The 16,577-nt window shown below is 29.9% G+C and carries 16 protein-coding genes and 4 tRNA genes; 18 read left to right on the top strand and 2 right to left on the bottom strand.

The genetic code is table 11. From position 1 onward, the window contains the following. Positions 1-14 precede the first annotated feature (14 nt). From BQ5450_RS01780 to BQ5450_RS01765, 4 genes are all read left to right on the top strand, one after another. A tRNA-Tyr gene (locus BQ5450_RS01780) sits at positions 15-100 on the top strand. Between the two features lie 23 nt (positions 101-123). Further along, a tRNA-Gly gene (locus BQ5450_RS01775) sits at positions 124-198 on the top strand. Between the two features lie 7 nt (positions 199-205). After that, positions 206-282 (top strand) — tRNA-Arg (locus BQ5450_RS01770). A 42-nt stretch (positions 283-324) separates the two neighbouring features. Then, positions 325-411 (top strand) — tRNA-Leu (locus tag BQ5450_RS01765). 40 nt (positions 412-451) lie between these two features. Here the strand turns inward: BQ5450_RS01765 and BQ5450_RS01760 are convergent. Next, positions 452-1,363 (bottom strand): ribonuclease H-like domain-containing protein, encoded by a 912-nt coding sequence (locus BQ5450_RS01760; RefSeq protein WP_071125754.1) that lies wholly within the window; start codon positions 1,361-1,363, stop codon positions 452-454. 122 nt (positions 1,364-1,485) lie between these two features. On the opposite strand from BQ5450_RS01760, the gene BQ5450_RS01755 reads away from it, so the two are divergent. Genes BQ5450_RS01755 through BQ5450_RS09355 form a run of 4 tightly spaced genes read left to right on the top strand, consistent with a single transcriptional unit; the run spans position 1,486 to position 5,199 of the window. After that, positions 1,486-2,631: a cysteine desulfurase family protein gene (locus BQ5450_RS01755; RefSeq protein WP_071125753.1), complete on the top strand. Its 1,146-nt coding sequence runs from the start codon at positions 1,486-1,488 to the stop codon at positions 2,629-2,631. 8 nt (positions 2,632-2,639) lie between these two features. After that, positions 2,640-3,827 carry a tRNA uracil 4-sulfurtransferase ThiI gene (thiI, locus tag BQ5450_RS01750; protein WP_071125752.1) on the top strand — a complete coding sequence of 396 codons (1,188 nt, stop codon included), beginning with the start codon at positions 2,640-2,642 and terminating at the stop codon, positions 3,825-3,827. Next, complete coding sequence (locus tag BQ5450_RS01745; protein WP_010247434.1) at positions 3,811-4,380, top strand: LemA family protein; 570 nt, start codon at positions 3,811-3,813, stop codon at positions 4,378-4,380. The genes thiI and BQ5450_RS01745 overlap by 17 nt, the downstream gene beginning before the upstream one ends. A 9-nt stretch (positions 4,381-4,389) precedes the next feature. Next, positions 4,390-5,199, top strand: a complete 810-nt coding sequence (locus tag BQ5450_RS09355) for a TPM domain-containing protein (protein ID WP_071125751.1) — start codon at positions 4,390-4,392, stop codon at positions 5,197-5,199. Position 5,200: 1 nt separating this feature from the next. Here the strand turns inward: BQ5450_RS09355 and BQ5450_RS01735 are convergent, their stop codons facing one another. Continuing rightward, entirely contained in the window at positions 5,201-5,902 is a 702-nt protein-coding gene (locus BQ5450_RS01735; protein WP_010247440.1) for a heparan-alpha-glucosaminide N-acetyltransferase, read from the bottom strand. Between the two features lie 200 nt (positions 5,903-6,102). Here BQ5450_RS01735 and BQ5450_RS01730 point away from each other — a divergent pair, with 200 nt between their 5' ends. The 10 genes from BQ5450_RS01730 (at position 6,103) to BQ5450_RS01685 (ending at position 16,409) form a co-directional block, all read left to right on the top strand. After that, positions 6,103-6,642, top strand: a complete 540-nt coding sequence (locus BQ5450_RS01730) for a type II toxin-antitoxin system RelB family anti-toxin (RefSeq protein ID WP_010247443.1) — start codon at positions 6,103-6,105, stop codon at positions 6,640-6,642. 10 nt (positions 6,643-6,652) lie between these two features. Next, entirely contained in the window at positions 6,653-7,687 is a 1,035-nt protein-coding gene (locus BQ5450_RS01725; RefSeq protein WP_071125750.1) for an ABC transporter ATP-binding protein, read from the top strand. Further along, positions 7,684-8,520, top strand: coding sequence for an ABC transporter permease (locus BQ5450_RS01720; RefSeq protein ID WP_071125749.1), 837 nt, complete (start codon positions 7,684-7,686; stop codon positions 8,518-8,520). The genes BQ5450_RS01725 and BQ5450_RS01720 overlap by 4 nt, the downstream gene beginning before the upstream one ends. After that, complete coding sequence (locus tag BQ5450_RS01715; protein ID WP_071125748.1) at positions 8,517-9,302, top strand: ABC transporter permease; 786 nt, start codon at positions 8,517-8,519, stop codon at positions 9,300-9,302. The genes BQ5450_RS01720 and BQ5450_RS01715 overlap by 4 nt, the downstream gene beginning before the upstream one ends. Next, positions 9,299-10,342, top strand: a complete 1,044-nt coding sequence (locus BQ5450_RS01710; protein WP_071125747.1) for an ABC transporter substrate-binding protein — start codon at positions 9,299-9,301, stop codon at positions 10,340-10,342. Before BQ5450_RS01715 ends, BQ5450_RS01710 begins: the two co-directional genes overlap by 4 nt. 83 nt (positions 10,343-10,425) lie before the next feature. Next, positions 10,426-11,454, top strand: coding sequence for a hypothetical protein (locus tag BQ5450_RS01705; protein WP_010247457.1), 1,029 nt, complete (start codon positions 10,426-10,428; stop codon positions 11,452-11,454). A 139-nt stretch (positions 11,455-11,593) separates the two neighbouring features. Next, positions 11,594-12,691: a BMP family lipoprotein gene (locus BQ5450_RS01700; RefSeq protein ID WP_010247459.1), complete on the top strand. Its 1,098-nt coding sequence runs from the start codon at positions 11,594-11,596 to the stop codon at positions 12,689-12,691. Between the two features lie 119 nt (positions 12,692-12,810). Further along, on the top strand, positions 12,811-14,343 hold the full coding sequence (locus BQ5450_RS01695) for an ABC transporter ATP-binding protein (protein WP_010247462.1): 1,533 nt from the start codon (positions 12,811-12,813) through the stop codon (positions 14,341-14,343). Next, complete coding sequence (locus BQ5450_RS01690) at positions 14,330-15,457, top strand: ABC transporter permease (RefSeq protein WP_010247464.1); 1,128 nt, start codon at positions 14,330-14,332, stop codon at positions 15,455-15,457. The genes BQ5450_RS01695 and BQ5450_RS01690 overlap by 14 nt, the downstream gene beginning before the upstream one ends. Further along, complete coding sequence (locus BQ5450_RS01685) at positions 15,450-16,409, top strand: ABC transporter permease (RefSeq protein WP_071125746.1); 960 nt, start codon at positions 15,450-15,452, stop codon at positions 16,407-16,409. Before BQ5450_RS01690 ends, BQ5450_RS01685 begins: the two co-directional genes overlap by 8 nt. Positions 16,410-16,577: the final 168 nt, after the last annotated feature.

The following is a 16,577-nucleotide window of genomic DNA, read 5'->3' as shown; positions in this document are numbered from 1 at the left end:
ATGGGAAATCACATGGAGGAGTTCCCGAGTTGGCCAAAGGGGACGGACTGTAAATCCGTTAGCTTAGCTTTCAGTGGTTCAAATCCACTCTCCTCCACCAAATAACTTAATAAAATTATTTATGCGGATGTGGCTCAGTGGTAGAGCATCGCCTTGCCAAGGCGAGGGTCGCGAGTTCGAATCTCGTCATCCGCTCCATTTTTTTGTATCCTTAGCTCAGCTGGATAGAGCGTCTGGCTACGGACCAGAAGGTCGGGGGTTCGAATCCTCTAGGATACGCCAAGAAAAACTTGTAATGTTGAATTACAAGCTTTTTTGTTTTATGCAGAAGTGCTGGAATAGGCAGACAGGCATGTTTGAGGGGCATGTGCGAGGAATCGCGTGAGGGTTCAAGTCCCTCTTTCTGCACCAGATAAAAGAACTTAGATTTTTAGATTTCTAAGTTCTTTTTTTATAAGTTTTTAAGTTCAAATTCTAGAATTTTTTGAATTAAATATTTTTCGTTTTCAAATAAATGATTTTTATAATAGAGTATTAAAATCTGTGATGGGCTTTCTATTTTGCTTGCATTTTCAAGTATAAAGGGAAAGTCTTTTTTTAATGTATAGAAGCATTTATTTTTGTTGTCATAAAGAGCGTCTTCTGTGTTTATTTTTATATTAAAAATTTTGTCTATGTTTAGTGTGTATAGATTATTTGTTGAGAAATATTTTTTGTCGTAATTTGTTACTCCTTGTATTTCTAGTGTATTTTCTATCAAATTCATTTTTTTTATTAAAAATTTACAATCGAAAACTTTTAAGGATAAATTTTTTTCTAATTCAGAATTTATTTTTGAATCTAATAAAATTAAATTTTTTAAATTTGATATATTGTAATCAACTATTTTTAATAGTGATGTTTCCTTTCCTTCAACAAAATTTTTAAAAAGATTTTTTATTTTTATGCCTTTATAATTATTTTCTTCTATACTTTCTTTTAAGAAATAATTCAATAGACTTTTATTTGAATGGGAGCTAAGATTAAATAAATAATTATATTTTTTTGAAACTTCTTGCAAGTCAATGAATTGCGTGTTTATTTCTCTGTCAAAATAAAATTTTGATTTTGAATTTAAAAAGGGAAAGTCAAAATTTTTGCCACTGAAGGTTACAAATTCTTTATTCTCAATTAAAGGAATAGTATATTCTAATAATTTTTCTTCATCCTTTAGATTTTCTATATAAAAATTTTTTAATTCTTTACTATCTTTTTCAATTATTCCAATTGTTATTATAGTATCTTTTTCTTTTGAAAGTCCTGATGTTTCTATTTTCAAATAGTTTTTTGAAACTTTAGGGATTTTTGTCTTTAATACTTTCATAAATATCACCTTTATAAGTATATCATTTAAAAAAGATTAAAATTATTAGAAATACGAAAAATATAGTATAATGAATTAGAAAGTTTTAAAATTATTTTAAATAGATATAAAAAGGAAGATATATGATTTACTTAGACAATTGTGCAACGACTAAACCTGATAAGGAAGTTGTTGAAGTTATGATGAAGGCTTTAACTGATGATTTTGCAAATCCTTCATCTCTTCATAGTTTTGGACTTAAAGTTGAAAAAGAAATTGACATTGCAAGAAAGAGTGCGGCAGACCTTATTGGTGCAAATGCTGATGAAATTTATTTTACATCTGGTGGTACAGAGAGCAACAATATTGCTGTACATGGTGCAATTTTGAAAAATAAAAGAATGGGAAAAAAGATAATTACGTCAAAGATAGAACACGCTTCTATTTACGACCAATTTAAACATTATAGAGATCTTGGATACGATGTGTGTTATCTTGATGTAGATGAATTTGGAAGAGTTGATATTGACAAGTTTAAAAGGGAATTAAATGATGACACTATTTTAGTTTCTTTAATTTATGTTCATAATGAACTTGGAACTATAAATAACGTCAAGGAAATTTTTGAAATTGTGAAATCTAAAAATAAAAATATTTTATGTCATGTTGATGGAGTTCAAGCTGTTGGGAAAATTCCTGTCAATGTAAGGGATTTAGGATGTGATACTCTTTCTTTTTCTTCACACAAAATTTATGGTCCAAAGGGAATGGGTGCTCTTTACAAAAAGCGTGATTTAAACATAGAAAGTCTTGTAATTGGTGGAGGGCAAGAGAAAGGTCTTAGATCTGGGACAGAAAATGTACCGGGTATATTGGGATTTGGAAAGGCTTGTGAACTTACTAATAGAGATTTGGAAAAAAGACTTGTTCATGCAAAAGAAATCAAAAAATATCTTTTAGAAAGACTTGATAAAAATTTAGATGATTATAAAATAAATACGCCTGAAAATTCTACAAATTTTATAATTTCTCTTTCTATTTTAGATATAAGAGCAGAAGTTCTCTTACATTATCTTGAGGGGGATGATATTTATATTTCTACGGCTTCTGCTTGTACATCAAATGGTACGCACAAGTCAAATACATTAGAGAAAATTGGTCTTTCTGATAAATATTCTGAGGGAACTATTAGAATTTGTACTTCTAAGGATACTACAAGGGAAGATATTGATATTTTTGTAGAAAAGCTTGTGAAATATGTAAATGAGATTAGAAAAATAATGAGATAGGTGATAGAATGAAGAAAGTTATGGCACTCTCACTTGGAGAGCTGGTCTTAAAAGGGAAAAATAGATACAAATTTGTAAATAAACTTGTAAAAGATATTAAGAGAAATTTAAGAGGAATTGATCATGGAAAAATTTTTCACAATATGGGCAAGGTATATGTTGAAGTTGTAAGTGACAATGAAGAAAAACTTATAAATAGATTAAAACATGTTTTTGGAATAGTTTATATTGCACCTTGTTATGTTGTAGAAACTGATTGGGAAAAAATAGAAGAAGCTGTTATAAAAGTTGTGGAGGAAACCTTAAAGGAAAATCCAAATTTTAAAACTTTTAAGGTAAAAACTACTAGAGGCGACAAATCTTTTCCACTTAATTCTATGGAAATTAGTGCAAAAATTGGTGGAATGGTGTTAAAGAACTTTGATGTAAAAGTTGATGTTCATGATCCTGATTTTTATGTTTACTGTGACTTAAAAAAGGATACTTATATCTATGTAGACAAAATTAAGGCTCATGGTGGTCTTCCTACTGGCACAAATGGGAGAGGATTACTTCTTTTATCTGGAGGAATTGATTCTCCAGTTGCAGGTTTTTTAATGGCAAAAAGAGGAGTTCTTGTGGATTGTTTGCATTTTCATTCTTATCCTTTTACATCTGAAAGGGCAGAAGAAAAAGTGAAAAAACTTGCAGAGGATATATCTAGCTTTTCTGATGACCTAACTTTCTATTCTGTAAATATTTTGGATATTCAAAAGGAAATAAACAAAAACTGTCCTGAAGATGAGATGACAATTATTTCACGAAGATTTATGATGAGAATTGCAGATGAAATTGCAAAAGACAATTATTATGACTGTATTATAACAGGAGAAAATCTTGGGCAAGTTGCATCACAAACTATTGATGGTTTGAAAGTAACTGATAATATTACTGATAAGATTGTGTTTAGACCTTTAATTGGTATGGATAAAATTAATATCATTGATATTGCAAAGGATATTGATACTTATGAAACTTCAATTCTTCCTTATGAGGATTGTTGTACAGTATTTTTGCCGAAGCATCCTTTGTTAACTCCTACTGTTGAAGGTATAGAAAAATCAGAAGAGCCACTTCAATGTGATAAACTTGTGGAAGAAGCTATAAGTAAAATGAGCATTACAAAAATAGGAGGAAACGATGAAAAGAAAAAATAAAGGAGCTGCTGGCATAGCAATTATTGCTATTGTTGTTGTTCTTGTAATATTTTTTGGAGGACAGTGGAATAATTTAGTTAAACTTGATGAAGATGTTAACAGTGCTTGGGCACAAGTTGAAAACCAAGTAAAAAGACGTGCCGATTTAATACCTAATATAGTTGAAACTGTAAAAGGATATGCAAGTCATGAAAAAGAAACTTTTACAGAAATAACAAAGGCTCGTGCTGGAGTTTCTGAGGCAAAAAATCCAAAAGAACTTGCTGAAGCAAATGATGAGTTGACAGAAGCTATTCAAAAGCTCAATGTTGTTGTGGAAAATTATCCAGAATTAAAGGCAAATCAAAACTTTTTAGATTTGCAAGCTCAACTTGAAGGCACAGAAAATAGAATTGCAACTGAAAGAATGAGATATAATAAAACAGTAGAAACTTACAATCAAAAAGTGAGAAGATTTCCAACAAATATAATTGCAAAAATTTTGGGATTCGAAAAGAGAGATTATTTTGAAGTTTCAGAAAAAGACAAAGAGGTACCAGAAGTTAAATTTTAGGAGATAAATATGAAAAAGAGAATTGCCTGTATATTTTTTGTATTTACTCTCATCTTAAATGTTTATGCAGCCTTTGATAAAAATAATATGTCTTACAATGTCTATGATGAAACTAATACACTTAGTCAAGAAACAATAGATTATTTAAATAAGACTACCTATGATCTTAAAAAGAAAACAGGTGGAGAGATTGCTGTTGTTATTGTAAATAATTTGGAAGATTTATCTTTGGAAGAATATGCCACAAAGATTTTTAATGATATAAAAATTGGAGATAAGGATAAGGACAATGGAGTCTTAATATTAATTGCACTCTTAGATGACGAAAATAGATTTGTTAAAATTGAGCCAGGTTATGGTGCGGAAGGCTTTATACCAGATGCTTATGCTTCAAGAATTATAAGGACAATGGGCAAAGTTGTATCAGAAAATGAAGATGATAAACCTTTTGAAAAGGCAACTTTAGAAGGATATGCTCAGATAATAAAATTATATGAGAAGGAATATAATGTAGACATTGTGGCAAGAGAGCCACAAGAAAAAATTGATTATTCTAAGGATTATGATGAAGACCCTTTTGCTTCAATTGTAAGAATTATTATAATTATTTTTATAATTTCATTAATTTTTAGAAATTCCTCAGGAGGGTCTGGCAGAGGTGGTCCAGGAGGCAGAAGACGAAGACCAGTAATATATTGGGGACCTGGTACCTTTGGAGGTTTCGGCGGATCTGGTGGCTTTGGTGGTTCATCAGGTGGATTTGGTGGATTCGGCGGTGGAGGTTCGTCTGGTGGCGGAGGTGCTAGTGGACGAATCTAATTCAAAAGATGAGAGAAAAAGTTCCAATTAAAAAAATTTGATGTAAAGAATAAAGTAATAGAGAATGCCTTCCCATGATATTTACAATGTTGTGGGAGGCTTCTTTTTTTGTAAATTTTACAAAATTATAGAGAAAGTACCCTATGTAGAATAAAAAGATCCAAGGAATTATTGGGAAATAATCTCCAGAAGAAAAATTTTCATTTGGAAATCCAAAAATAAAAAGATTTAGGTCGTAAATAGATTTAGGGAGAACAATTTTTCCAAATAAAATATTTCTTTGATAAATATTTTTTGTAACTAAAAATAATAATGAATTAAAAATAAGTCCAAGTTTTGGATTTATTTTTTTTATGAAATTTTTTAATAAATTATGAATCAATGTAACAAGAGCAAAGAAATGAATTACTCCAAAATAAACAGTATTTTCTTTTGAAAAAATATAAGATCCAGTGGTTATTAAAAGAGAAATACTTGTTAAAATTAAAGTTTTCTTTTTAAAATTATTTGAGAAATTTGTGCAATATCCAGAAATTAAAATAAAGGATATGCAGATAAATTGTTGATAATAATAAAAATTATAGGAAAAATCAAACCCATAAAAATTTTCAAGATCAAATAAACTGTGAAAAATTATCATATTTATAATAGTGAAGCCACGCAAAAAGTCAATGGCATTGTATCTTTTCTCAATAATATTCATTTAACACCTCAAAGAGATTATAACATTATAAAAATTTTTAAGTAAATATTTTATTGGATTTATTAAAATTAGTTTTTTAAAAATATTTACATATAATTAATAAGATAAATACATTATACTATTGACATTAATATCTTTAACGCTTATACTCTAATGAGTTTAATAATTTAAGTAATTTATTTAATATTATAGGTGATATAGTGGACATTGGAAATAAGATAAAAGAGATGAGAATTGAAAAGGGTCTTACTCAAGAAGAACTGGCTGATAGGTCGGAACTCACAAAGGGATTTATTTCTCAAATTGAAAGAGATTTGACATCGCCATCTGTGGATTCTCTTTTGGATATTTTAGAGGCACTGGGAACAGAGCCCTCGCATTTTTTTAAAAGAAATGAAAATGAAAAAATAATTTTTAGAGATGAAGATTATTTTGAAAACATAAATGAAGAGTTTGGATATACTTTAGATTGGGTAGTGCCAAATGCACAAAAAAATGAAATTGAACCAATGCTTATAAAAATAAATCCTGGTGGCTCTTCTAAAGAAATTCAGCCTTATGAGGGAGAAGAATTTGGATATATTTTAAAGGGAAATATTGTTTTAGTAATGGGAAATGAAGAGCATAAAGTTAAAAAAGGAGAAACCTTTTATTTTAGGGCGAAAAGTTCTCATTATTTAAAAAATGAAGGTAAAAGTGTAGCAGAGGTTTTGTGGATATCATCTCCACCAAATTTTTAGGCGGTGAATTATGGAAAATTATGTAATTGAACTTAAAAATATTATCAAAAGTTTTGGTGACAATGTAATTTTAAAAAATTTTGATTTTAAGGTTAAAAAAAATGAATTTTTGACAATTTTGGGACCGAGCGGTTGTGGGAAAACCACAATTTTAAGGCTTATTGGTGGTTTTGAAGAGCCAGATGAAGGCGAGATTCTCTTCAATGGAGAAGATATTACAAATAAAGAACCTTATGAGAGAAAAATTAATACAGTTTTCCAAAAATACGCTCTTTTTCCTCATATGAATGTTTACAAAAATATTGCCTTTGGTCTTAATATAAAAAAAATGGAGAAAAATGTAATAAAAGAAAAAGTTAGTGAAGTTTTAAAACTTGTAAATTTAGAAGGTTTTGAAAATAGAGAAATTGAATCTTTATCAGGTGGACAACAACAAAGAATTGCCATTGCGAGAGCTCTTGTAAATGAACCAGAAGTACTTTTACTTGATGAACCACTTGGAGCACTTGATTTAAAATTAAGACAAGCTATGCAAATTGAGTTAAAGAAAATTCAAAAAAGTGTTGGTATAACTTTTATTTATGTTACTCATGATCAAGAAGAGGCACTTTCTATGAGCGATACTGTTGTTGTCTTAAATAATGGTGAAATTCAGCAAATGGACAGTCCTATTAATATTTACAACGAGCCAAAAAATGCTTTTGTTGCAGATTTTATTGGAGAGTCAAATATTATTAAGGCAAAAATGCTAGAAGATTATAAGGTAAGATTTTTGGATTATGATTTTCCTTGTGTCGACAGTGGTTTTAATAAAATGGAAAATGTTGAAGTTGTTGTAAGACCAGAAGATGTGCTTTTAGTTGATGATGGTTTCCAAGTTGGAGGGATTGTTACAAGTCTTGTATTTAAAGGCGTTCACTATGAAATGACTGTCGATGTAGATGGATACAGTATGCTTGTGCAGTCAACTGAAAAGAAAGAAGTTGGGGAAAAGATTGGAATAGTTATAAAGCCAGATCTTATTCACGTAATGAGGTTGATATGAAAAAATTTTCGCTTATATATTTATTTTGGGGAATAGTCTTCATTGTTCTCCCACTATTTTTAATACTTTTTCACTCATTAAGTGCAAATAGTGATTTGTCTAATTTCGTATTTACACTTGATAATTTTTCAAGATTTTTTGAACCACTTTATGTAAAAATTTTAATTACATCAATTGTTCTTGCGGCACTTTCAACTATTCTTTGCCTTATAATAGGATATCCTGTTGCATATATTATTTCAAAAATGAAAGATAAAGTTAGAAATAATATGATTTTAATTTTTATAATTCCAATGTGGATGAATTTTCTTCTTAGGACTTATGCGTGGCTAACTCTTCTTGGTAACAAGGGGCTTATAAATAAATTTATCGCACATTTTGGGCTTGGACCATGGGATTTGATGTACAATTCAAAGGCAATTATGATAGGTATGGTTTATAACTTTTTGCCCTTTATGGTTCTTCCAATTTATACGGCACTTTTGAAAATGGATAAAAAATTAATTGAAGCTGCAAAAGACCTTGGGGCAAATGATTTTGAAGTTTTTGTAAAAGTTATTTTGCCTCTATCACTGCCGGGAATTTATACAGGGATAACAATGGTTTTTATACCAGCAATTTCTACTTTTGTTGTCCCAAACCTACTTGGAGGCAATAATTTTTATTTAATAGGAAATTTAATTGAAAAGCAGTTTACTTTTACAGGAGATTGGGGATTTGGGTCTGCGATTTCCATGGTTTTAATAATCATAATGCTTTTAATTTTATTGTTGCCAAAATTATTTAATAGAAAAATAAAAACTAGAGATGCAATTGGAGGAGGATTGTCTTGAAAAAAATAATTGATAAAATTTATTTGTTTTTAATATTTTTATTCTTGTATGCTCCTATAATAATACTTGTAGTATTTAGTTTTAATAATTCAAAACTAAGAGGTTCTTGGGCAGGATTTACTCTAAAATGGTATAGGAATTTATTTAGTGACCCAAAGATTTTATCATCACTTTGGACAACATTAATTGTGGCGATAATTGCAACTATAATATCAACTGTTGTGGGAACAATTTCTGCAATTGCAATAAATGAACTTCGTGGAGTTAAAAAAGACATTATATTAAATATAAATTATTTGCCAGTAATTAATCCTGATATAGTTACAGCAGTTGCATTGATGGGGCTATTTGGACTATTAAATATAAAAATGGGCTACACTACAATGATACTTTCACACATAGTATTTTGTATTCCCTATGTTATTTTGTCAATTCTTCCAAAGTTAAGTCAGCTTCAAAAAAATACAGTTGAAGCAGCACTTGACCTTGGAGCTACTCCTACTTATGCGATACTACATGTAGTGATACCACAAATTAAGCCAGCTATATTAACAGGCGCACTCATGGCTTTTACACTATCCATTGACGATTTTGTAATTTCTTTTTTCAATACAGGACAGGGAGTTTCAAATTTATCTATTACAATTTATTCAATGGCAAGAAAGGGAATAAATCCTGCGATAAATGCTGTTTCAACATTAATGTTAATTGCACTTTTAATTCTTCTTGTGATAATAAATAAGAGAAGTGAAAAAAATAGAAAACTTGAGGTGATTTTATGAAAAAAATAGTTTTAGTATTGTCTTTACTTATGGTTTTTACTTTGACAGCTTGTGGAAAAGAGGAATCTAAAGAAGAGATAAGCGTTTATAATTGGGGAGAGTACATAGACCCATCAATTTTGAAAGATTTTCAAAAGGAAACTGGGATAAAAGTAAATTATGATACTTATGCGTCAAATGAAGATTTGTATATAAAACTTACTCAATCACAAGACAAATACGATGTAGTAGTGCCAAGTGATTACATGATTGAAAGACTTATAAAAGAAGATTTGATAAGAGAAATTAATTTTGAAAATATAAAAAATTTTGATGGAGTAGAAGACAAATTAAAAAATCCTACATTTGATCCTGAAAATAAATATTCAGTTCCATATTTTTGGGGAACAGTTGGAATTGTCTACAACAAAGCTGAAGTTAAAGATAAGGTTGACTCCTGGGATATTTTGTGGGATAAAAAGTATAAAGATCAAATCATTATGTATAATTCACAAAGAGATACAATAGGAGTTGCACTTAAAAGACTTGGATATTCTCTTAACTCTACAAATGAGAAAGAATTAGAAGAAGCAAAAAAATCTTTAATAGAACAAAAACCACTTGTTTATGCTTATTTAGATGACGATGGACGTGATGTAATAGTGCAAGGAGATGCCAATTTATCTGTCATGTACTCAGGAGATGCACTACTTATGATGGATCAAAATGAAGATTTAGATTATGTAATTCCAAAAGAAGGATCAAATATTTGGTACGATTCTATGGTGATTCCAAAAAATGCAAAGAATGTTTCTGGAGCAGAAAAATTTATAGATTATATGTTAAGACCAGAAGTGCAAGCCAAAAATGCGGAGTATTGTGTCGGATATACTTCACCAGTTAAAGGTGTAAAAGAACTTTTACCTGATGAAATAAAAAATTCAAAGGTAGCTTATCCAGATATAGAAAAACTTCCACCACTAGAATTCTTTAGAGATCTTGGTGATTTTATAAAAGTTTATGATAGACTTTGGACAGAAATAAATGCTTCCAATCTTTAATATGCTAATAAATTTGTTTATTTTAAAACCTTCATGTGATATCATATAGTATAAGCGAAATGTTTTCATAATGGAGGTTTAAAATGAACGAGAGAATAAAAAAGCTTGTGATATTTGCAGTTTTCTTAGTAGTACTTATTTTAGCTTCTCTAACTGCTTTTTTTAGTAAGTCTCTTTTGTGGCCAAATTCAAATGTAAATAGAGAATTTGATGGAATTATATTTAATGATTCTGATGGTGTAGAAAATCTTCAAATTGCAAGATCTGTGTCAAATGATAGAGGAGAAAAACTTATAAAATATGATATAAAATTTAATTACACAGGTGAAGATTCAACTGCAAGAATAATGGGCACACCCGCGAGACAAATCTTTTTTAGAGAAGGAGCTACTTACAGGAAATCTAAAGTAAAATTAAAAGGGGACTTTGATAAAATAAATAAATCTCTTTTTGAAGAAAAATTAAAATTAAAAGTTAAAGATTTTTATAATAAGACAGAAAACAAAGAATTTTCTGCAGTAAGTGAAGTAAAAATGGATCTTTCAGAAAAAGTTGGGGAATATGAATTTCAAATTTATTATGATCCAAATCCACTTTATTTTTCAGGCGGTCAAAAAGTTGAAGATGCCTCAGTATTTGTAACTAATGCAAAAGTAGAAAATTGGACTGAAAGCACAAAAACTACTGACAGTGTAAAAGAGGCTTATACAAATTCAGGATATTATATAAACAAATTAGAACTTATAAATCAAAAATTAATAAATAAAATTTCACTTTTAAATACAATGAGTACAGTTGTATTTTTAATACTAACACTTGGTGTAATAGCTCTTATTTGGTTTGACAAGGGGAGTTTTCCAATTTATTTAGGTGCTTTATTTATAATGATTCCAACATTTTATAGATTTATAGACAAGGGAACTAGTAATTTAGGAATTTTAATAATGTATCCAATTTTGGGATGTATTGCATCAATTGCAGCTAGATTTATGTCATCTGAAGAAGAAAAAACTTTTGGAAAAAATGAGATGAAACAATCTATTGCTTTTTTGTTAATTTATTTTGTAATTTCAGTAGTATTATTTATGATACCTAGAGTCTTTGTAGGTTGATTTAAAATTGAATTTAATTAAGAAAAGCTCAACTATTTTGTTGAGTTTTTTTTACTTTTATACGAAAAAAATTTACTTAATTGAAATAAATATTGTAATAATATATAATTTAATTAAATAATAATAGGAGGATTTATTTATGAAGAAAAAATTTACTTTACTTTTTTCAGTGTTATTAATTTCAATAACACTTGTTGCTTGTGGAGGGGGAAACAAAAAAGATAATAATGCTACAAACGATACCAAAAAAGAAACTACTGAAGAAGCTAAAACAACAGATCTAAATATTGGATTTGTAACTGATGAAGGCGGAGTTAATGACCAATCCTTTAACCAAGGTGTTTGGGAAGGACTTCAAAAGGCAAAAAAAGAAATGGGAGTAAGTGCTGATTACATTGAATCAAAAGACACAAAAGATTATACTCCAAACCTAGAAACTTTTGCAGATCAAGAAAAGAATTTAATTATTGGTGCAGGATTTAAAATGGGTGGAGCAATTGCTGAAGCTGCAGCTATGTATCCTGAAACAAATTATGCAATAGTTGATGTTGATGTAACTGTCGATAAAGATGGAAACAAAGTAGAAGCACCATCTAATTTACTTGGAATAATGTTTAGATCACAAGAGCCATCTTTCTTAGTAGGATATATTGCTGGAATGACTACTGAAACTAACAAAGTTGGATTTGTTGGTGGACAAGAAGGAAATATTATTTGGGGATTTGAATATGGATATAAAGCTGGTGTTGACTATGCAGCGAAAGAAAAGGGAACTGAAATAGAAGTTTTAAGTCAATATGTTGGAAACTTTTCTGATGCACAAAAGGGCAAATCAATTACTTCAACAATGTATCAAAATGGTGCTGATGTAGTATTTCACGCAGCTGGTGGAGCAGGAGAAGGCGTAATAGAAGCTGCAAAAGAAGCTGATAAATGGGTAATTGGTGTTGACAGAGATCAAAGCGACAGAGCTCCTGAAAATGTATTGACATCTGCAATGAAAAATGGAGATGTTGCTGTTTACCAAGTAGTAGAAGAAATGAAAGAAGGAAAATTTGAAGGTGGAAAGACTATTGAATTTGGTCTTGCTGATAGTGGAGCAGTAGGTATTGCACCAACTTCAGATAAAAATGTTGCACCAGAAATCTTAAAAAATGTGGATGAAATTTCTAAAAAAATAGTTTCTGGTGAAATTAAAGTTCCTTACAATGAAGAAACTTACAACGAATATAAATAATAAATATTAAAGTCATCTCAATGAGTCATCTCATAAGAGGTGACTTTTTATTTTAAATTATTTCAAAATTTATTAAATCTTTGATATAATTTATTTAATAATGAAAAGGAGCGTTCATCTTGGAAATTGATAAAAAAGATTTAGTCGTTTGCATGGAAAGTATTACAAAAAAATTTGGAGATTTTGTTGCAAACGATGGAATTGATCTTGATATAAAGAAAGGAGAGATTCACTCCCTTCTTGGAGAAAATGGAGCTGGTAAAACTACTCTTATGAATATGCTTTATGGTATGAGTTCTCCAACTTCAGGTGATATTTATATAAATAATGAAAAAAAAGAGTTTAAAGACCCAAATGATGCAATAGAAGCAGGTCTTGGAATGGTTCACCAACATTTTATGCTTATAGAGCCCTTTACTGTTGTAGAAAATATTGTTCTTGGAATGGAACCAATGAATGGAGTAAAAGTAGACATAAAAAAAGCGAGAGAAGATGTTATAGAACTTTCCAATAGATATGGTTTTAAGATTGATCCAGATGCAAAAATACAGGATATTTCAGTGGGGACGCAGCAAAAAGTTGAAATTTTAAAGGTACTTTATAGAGGAGCAGATATTTTAATTTTTGATGAACCTACTGCAGTTTTAACTCCGCAAGAGATAACAGAGCTAATGGAAATAATAAAAAATCTTGCCAAAGAAGGAAAATCAATTATAATTATCACTCACAAGTTAAAAGAAATAAAAAAAGTTGCAAATAGATGCACAATTATTAGGCGTGGTAAAAAGATTGATACGGTAAATGTTTCAGAAGTTACTGAATCAGAACTTGCAGAGATGATGGTGGGAAGATCAGTCCATTTAGATGTCAACAAAAAGGACGTAAAATCAGGAGAAACTATTTTAAGAATCGAAAAATTATGTGCAAAAGATTTTAGGAATGTAAAGAAATTAGATGATCTTAATTTAGATGTCAAGGCTGGGGAAATTCATGGAATTGCTGGTGTAGATGGAAATGGTCAATCTGAACTTATTGAAATCATCACTGGGTTAAAAAAGGCAGAAAGTGGTTCTGTAATTTTCAAAGGAGACGAAATTTTAAATAAAAGTCCAAGAGAAATAATTGAAAAGGGATTAAATTCGATTCCAGAAGACAGACAACTTCGCGGATTAGTTTTAGATTTTACAGTTTCTGAAAATATGATTTTAAAAAATTATTATAAAGAAAAATTTTCTGAAAAAGGAATTTTAAATTTTAAAAACATAGAAGAAAATGCCACAAGACTTGAAGATGATTATGATATTAGACCTAGAAATATAAATCAATTTGCAGGAGAATTATCTGGTGGAAATCAACAAAAAGTAATTTTGGCAAGAGAAATTTCTGGAGATCCAGATCTTTTGATTGCGGCACAACCTACAAGAGGTCTTGATGTTGGAGCAATTGAATATATTAGGAATTTTTTAATAAATCAAAGAGATAGAGGAAAGGCAGTTCTTTTAATTTCCTTTGAGCTTGATGAGATTATGGCACTTTCTGATAGAATTTCTGTTATTTACAACGGAAAGATTTTAAAGACATTTGATGCAGATAAAACTAATGAAAAAGAGATAGGGCTTTATATGGCAGGAGGTAAAAATGAAGAGAAATAGATTTTTATATACAATGCTTGCCATTATTTTGGGGATAATAATTGGCTCTATAATACTTTTAATAAGTGGAACAAGTCCAATGGAAGCATACAAAGTTATTTTTGTTGGGGCTTTTGGAAAGCCTAAATATATCTCATGGACTATTGTTAAATCAGTACCACTTATTTTAACAGGTCTTTCCGTAGCTTTTGCATTTAATACAGGACTTTTTAATATAGGAGCAGAGGGGCAATATATTGTAGGTTCTATTGGAGCATTGGTTGTAGGTTTACTTTTAGATTTGCCACCAGTTATACATGGAATAGTTGCACTTCTTGCAGGAGCTTTATGTGGATATATTTGGGGAGCACTTGTTGGGATTTTGAAAGCAAAGTTTGATGTAAATGAAGTTATTTCGTCTATAATGATGAATTGGATAGCCTTTTATTTTAGCAACTATTTGTTAAGCTTTCCGCTAATTAGAAATATCGAATCAGATAACTCTTATTCAATAAAAGAAAGTGCCAGCATAAAAATTGCAGGAGCGTGGAAAACAAGCAAAAGTGGAAGGGCTTATTTAGCACAAAATAAATTTTTGAGAGATATTTTAAATCCACCTGTAAATTTTGGAATAATAATAGCAATTATAGCTGCAATTGTAATTTGGTATATATTAAAGAAAACTACTTTAGGCTATGAACTCCGAGCAGTTGGTTTTAATGAAAAAGCTGCAGAATATGGGGGAATAAATATAAATAAATCTATTGTAAAATCTATGGGAATAGCAGGAATATTATCAGGGCTTGCAGGGGCAATTACAGTTCTTGGAGTATCTGGAAATATAGGAATGATGGCAGCACAAGAAGGATATGGGTTTGATGGAATGGCAGTTGCACTAATAGCAGGAAATAATCCCTTGGGAACCATTCCAGCAGCAATTCTCTATGCAGGATTAACTTATGGTGGAGGAAAGCTTACTACAATTGGAACTTATTCAGAAATAGTAAACATAATTGTTGGAATAATGATTTTATTTATAGCTATGCCAAAACTTTTGGATATGATTAGATTTTTCTTTAAAAAGTGGTCAAATAAAGATTCAGATAAAATAAGAAAAGGAGGAGCAAATGAATAGTTCACTTTTAAGTTTAGCAAGTATTTTATCTATTACACTTTTATATTCAGCGCCTCTAATATACACAGCACTTGGAGGAATTTTATCTGAAAATGCAGGAGTTGTAAATATTGGACTTGAAGGTATGATGGCCATAGGTGCAGTAGTAGGTTCTATTGTTGGTTACTATGTTGGAAATCCTTGGATTGCGTTTGTATGTGGTGGACTTGGAGGAATGTTAATTGCACTTCTTCATGCAGTTGCAACAATAAATTTTGCAGCTGACCATGTGGTAAGTGGTATTGCAATAAATTTAATTGGACCAGGACTTTCAATCTTTCTTTGCAGATTATTTTTTGATGGAGCGGCTATGTCCAAATCAATTCCTTACGAAAATAAGCTTCCAATTTTATTTGGGAAAATATTTAAAGGATCAGGTAGTTCCAGCGGATTTGCAAGATTTTTAGATATTGTTTTTTCACAGTATGCATCAGTTTATTTAGCTTTTATTCTTGTATTAATAGTTTATTTTGTTTTATATAAAACAAAGTTTGGACTTAGAATAAGAGCAGTTGGAGAATATCCAAAGGCAGCAGAAACTCTAGGAGTAGATGCTTATAAAATAAAATATATTTGTGTTTTAGCATCAGGTTTTTTCGCAGGTCTTGGAGGAGCGTCAATGTCCCTTGCAGTAGTTTCAAATTACAGAGAAACATTAATTTCAGGACAGGGATTTATTGCCCTTGCTGCAGTAATTTTTGGAGGATGGAAACCACAAGGAGCTATGCTTGCTTGTTTACTTTTTGGATTTGCACAGGGACTTTCAGTTTTTCTTGGTTCAAGAGGAATAAATATTGACACAAATTTGCTTTCAATGATACCTTATGTTATCACCCTTGTGGTATTGATATTATTTGTTAAAGGATCAAGAGCTCCATCATCTGATGGAATTCCTTATGAAAGAAATAAATAAAATGAAAACAATAAGAAATCTTACGTAAAGGCGTGAGATTTTTTTATTATGTAAAATTAAAATTTATAATCTATAATTTATGGAAATTTTCTAAATGAATAATTTTTATAGATTAATCATGAAATTTAAAATAATAAGTCTTAATTTAAAAATTTATGGAAAATAATT

Origin of the sequence: Peptoniphilus lacydonensis (assembly GCF_900106515.1) — a bacterium.
In the GTDB taxonomy this organism is placed as follows: domain Bacteria; phylum Bacillota; class Clostridia; order Tissierellales; family Peptoniphilaceae; genus Peptoniphilus_A; species Peptoniphilus_A lacydonensis.
Note: the sequence above shows the minus strand (reverse complement) of the source record. Positions and strands in the feature narration are given on the sequence as shown.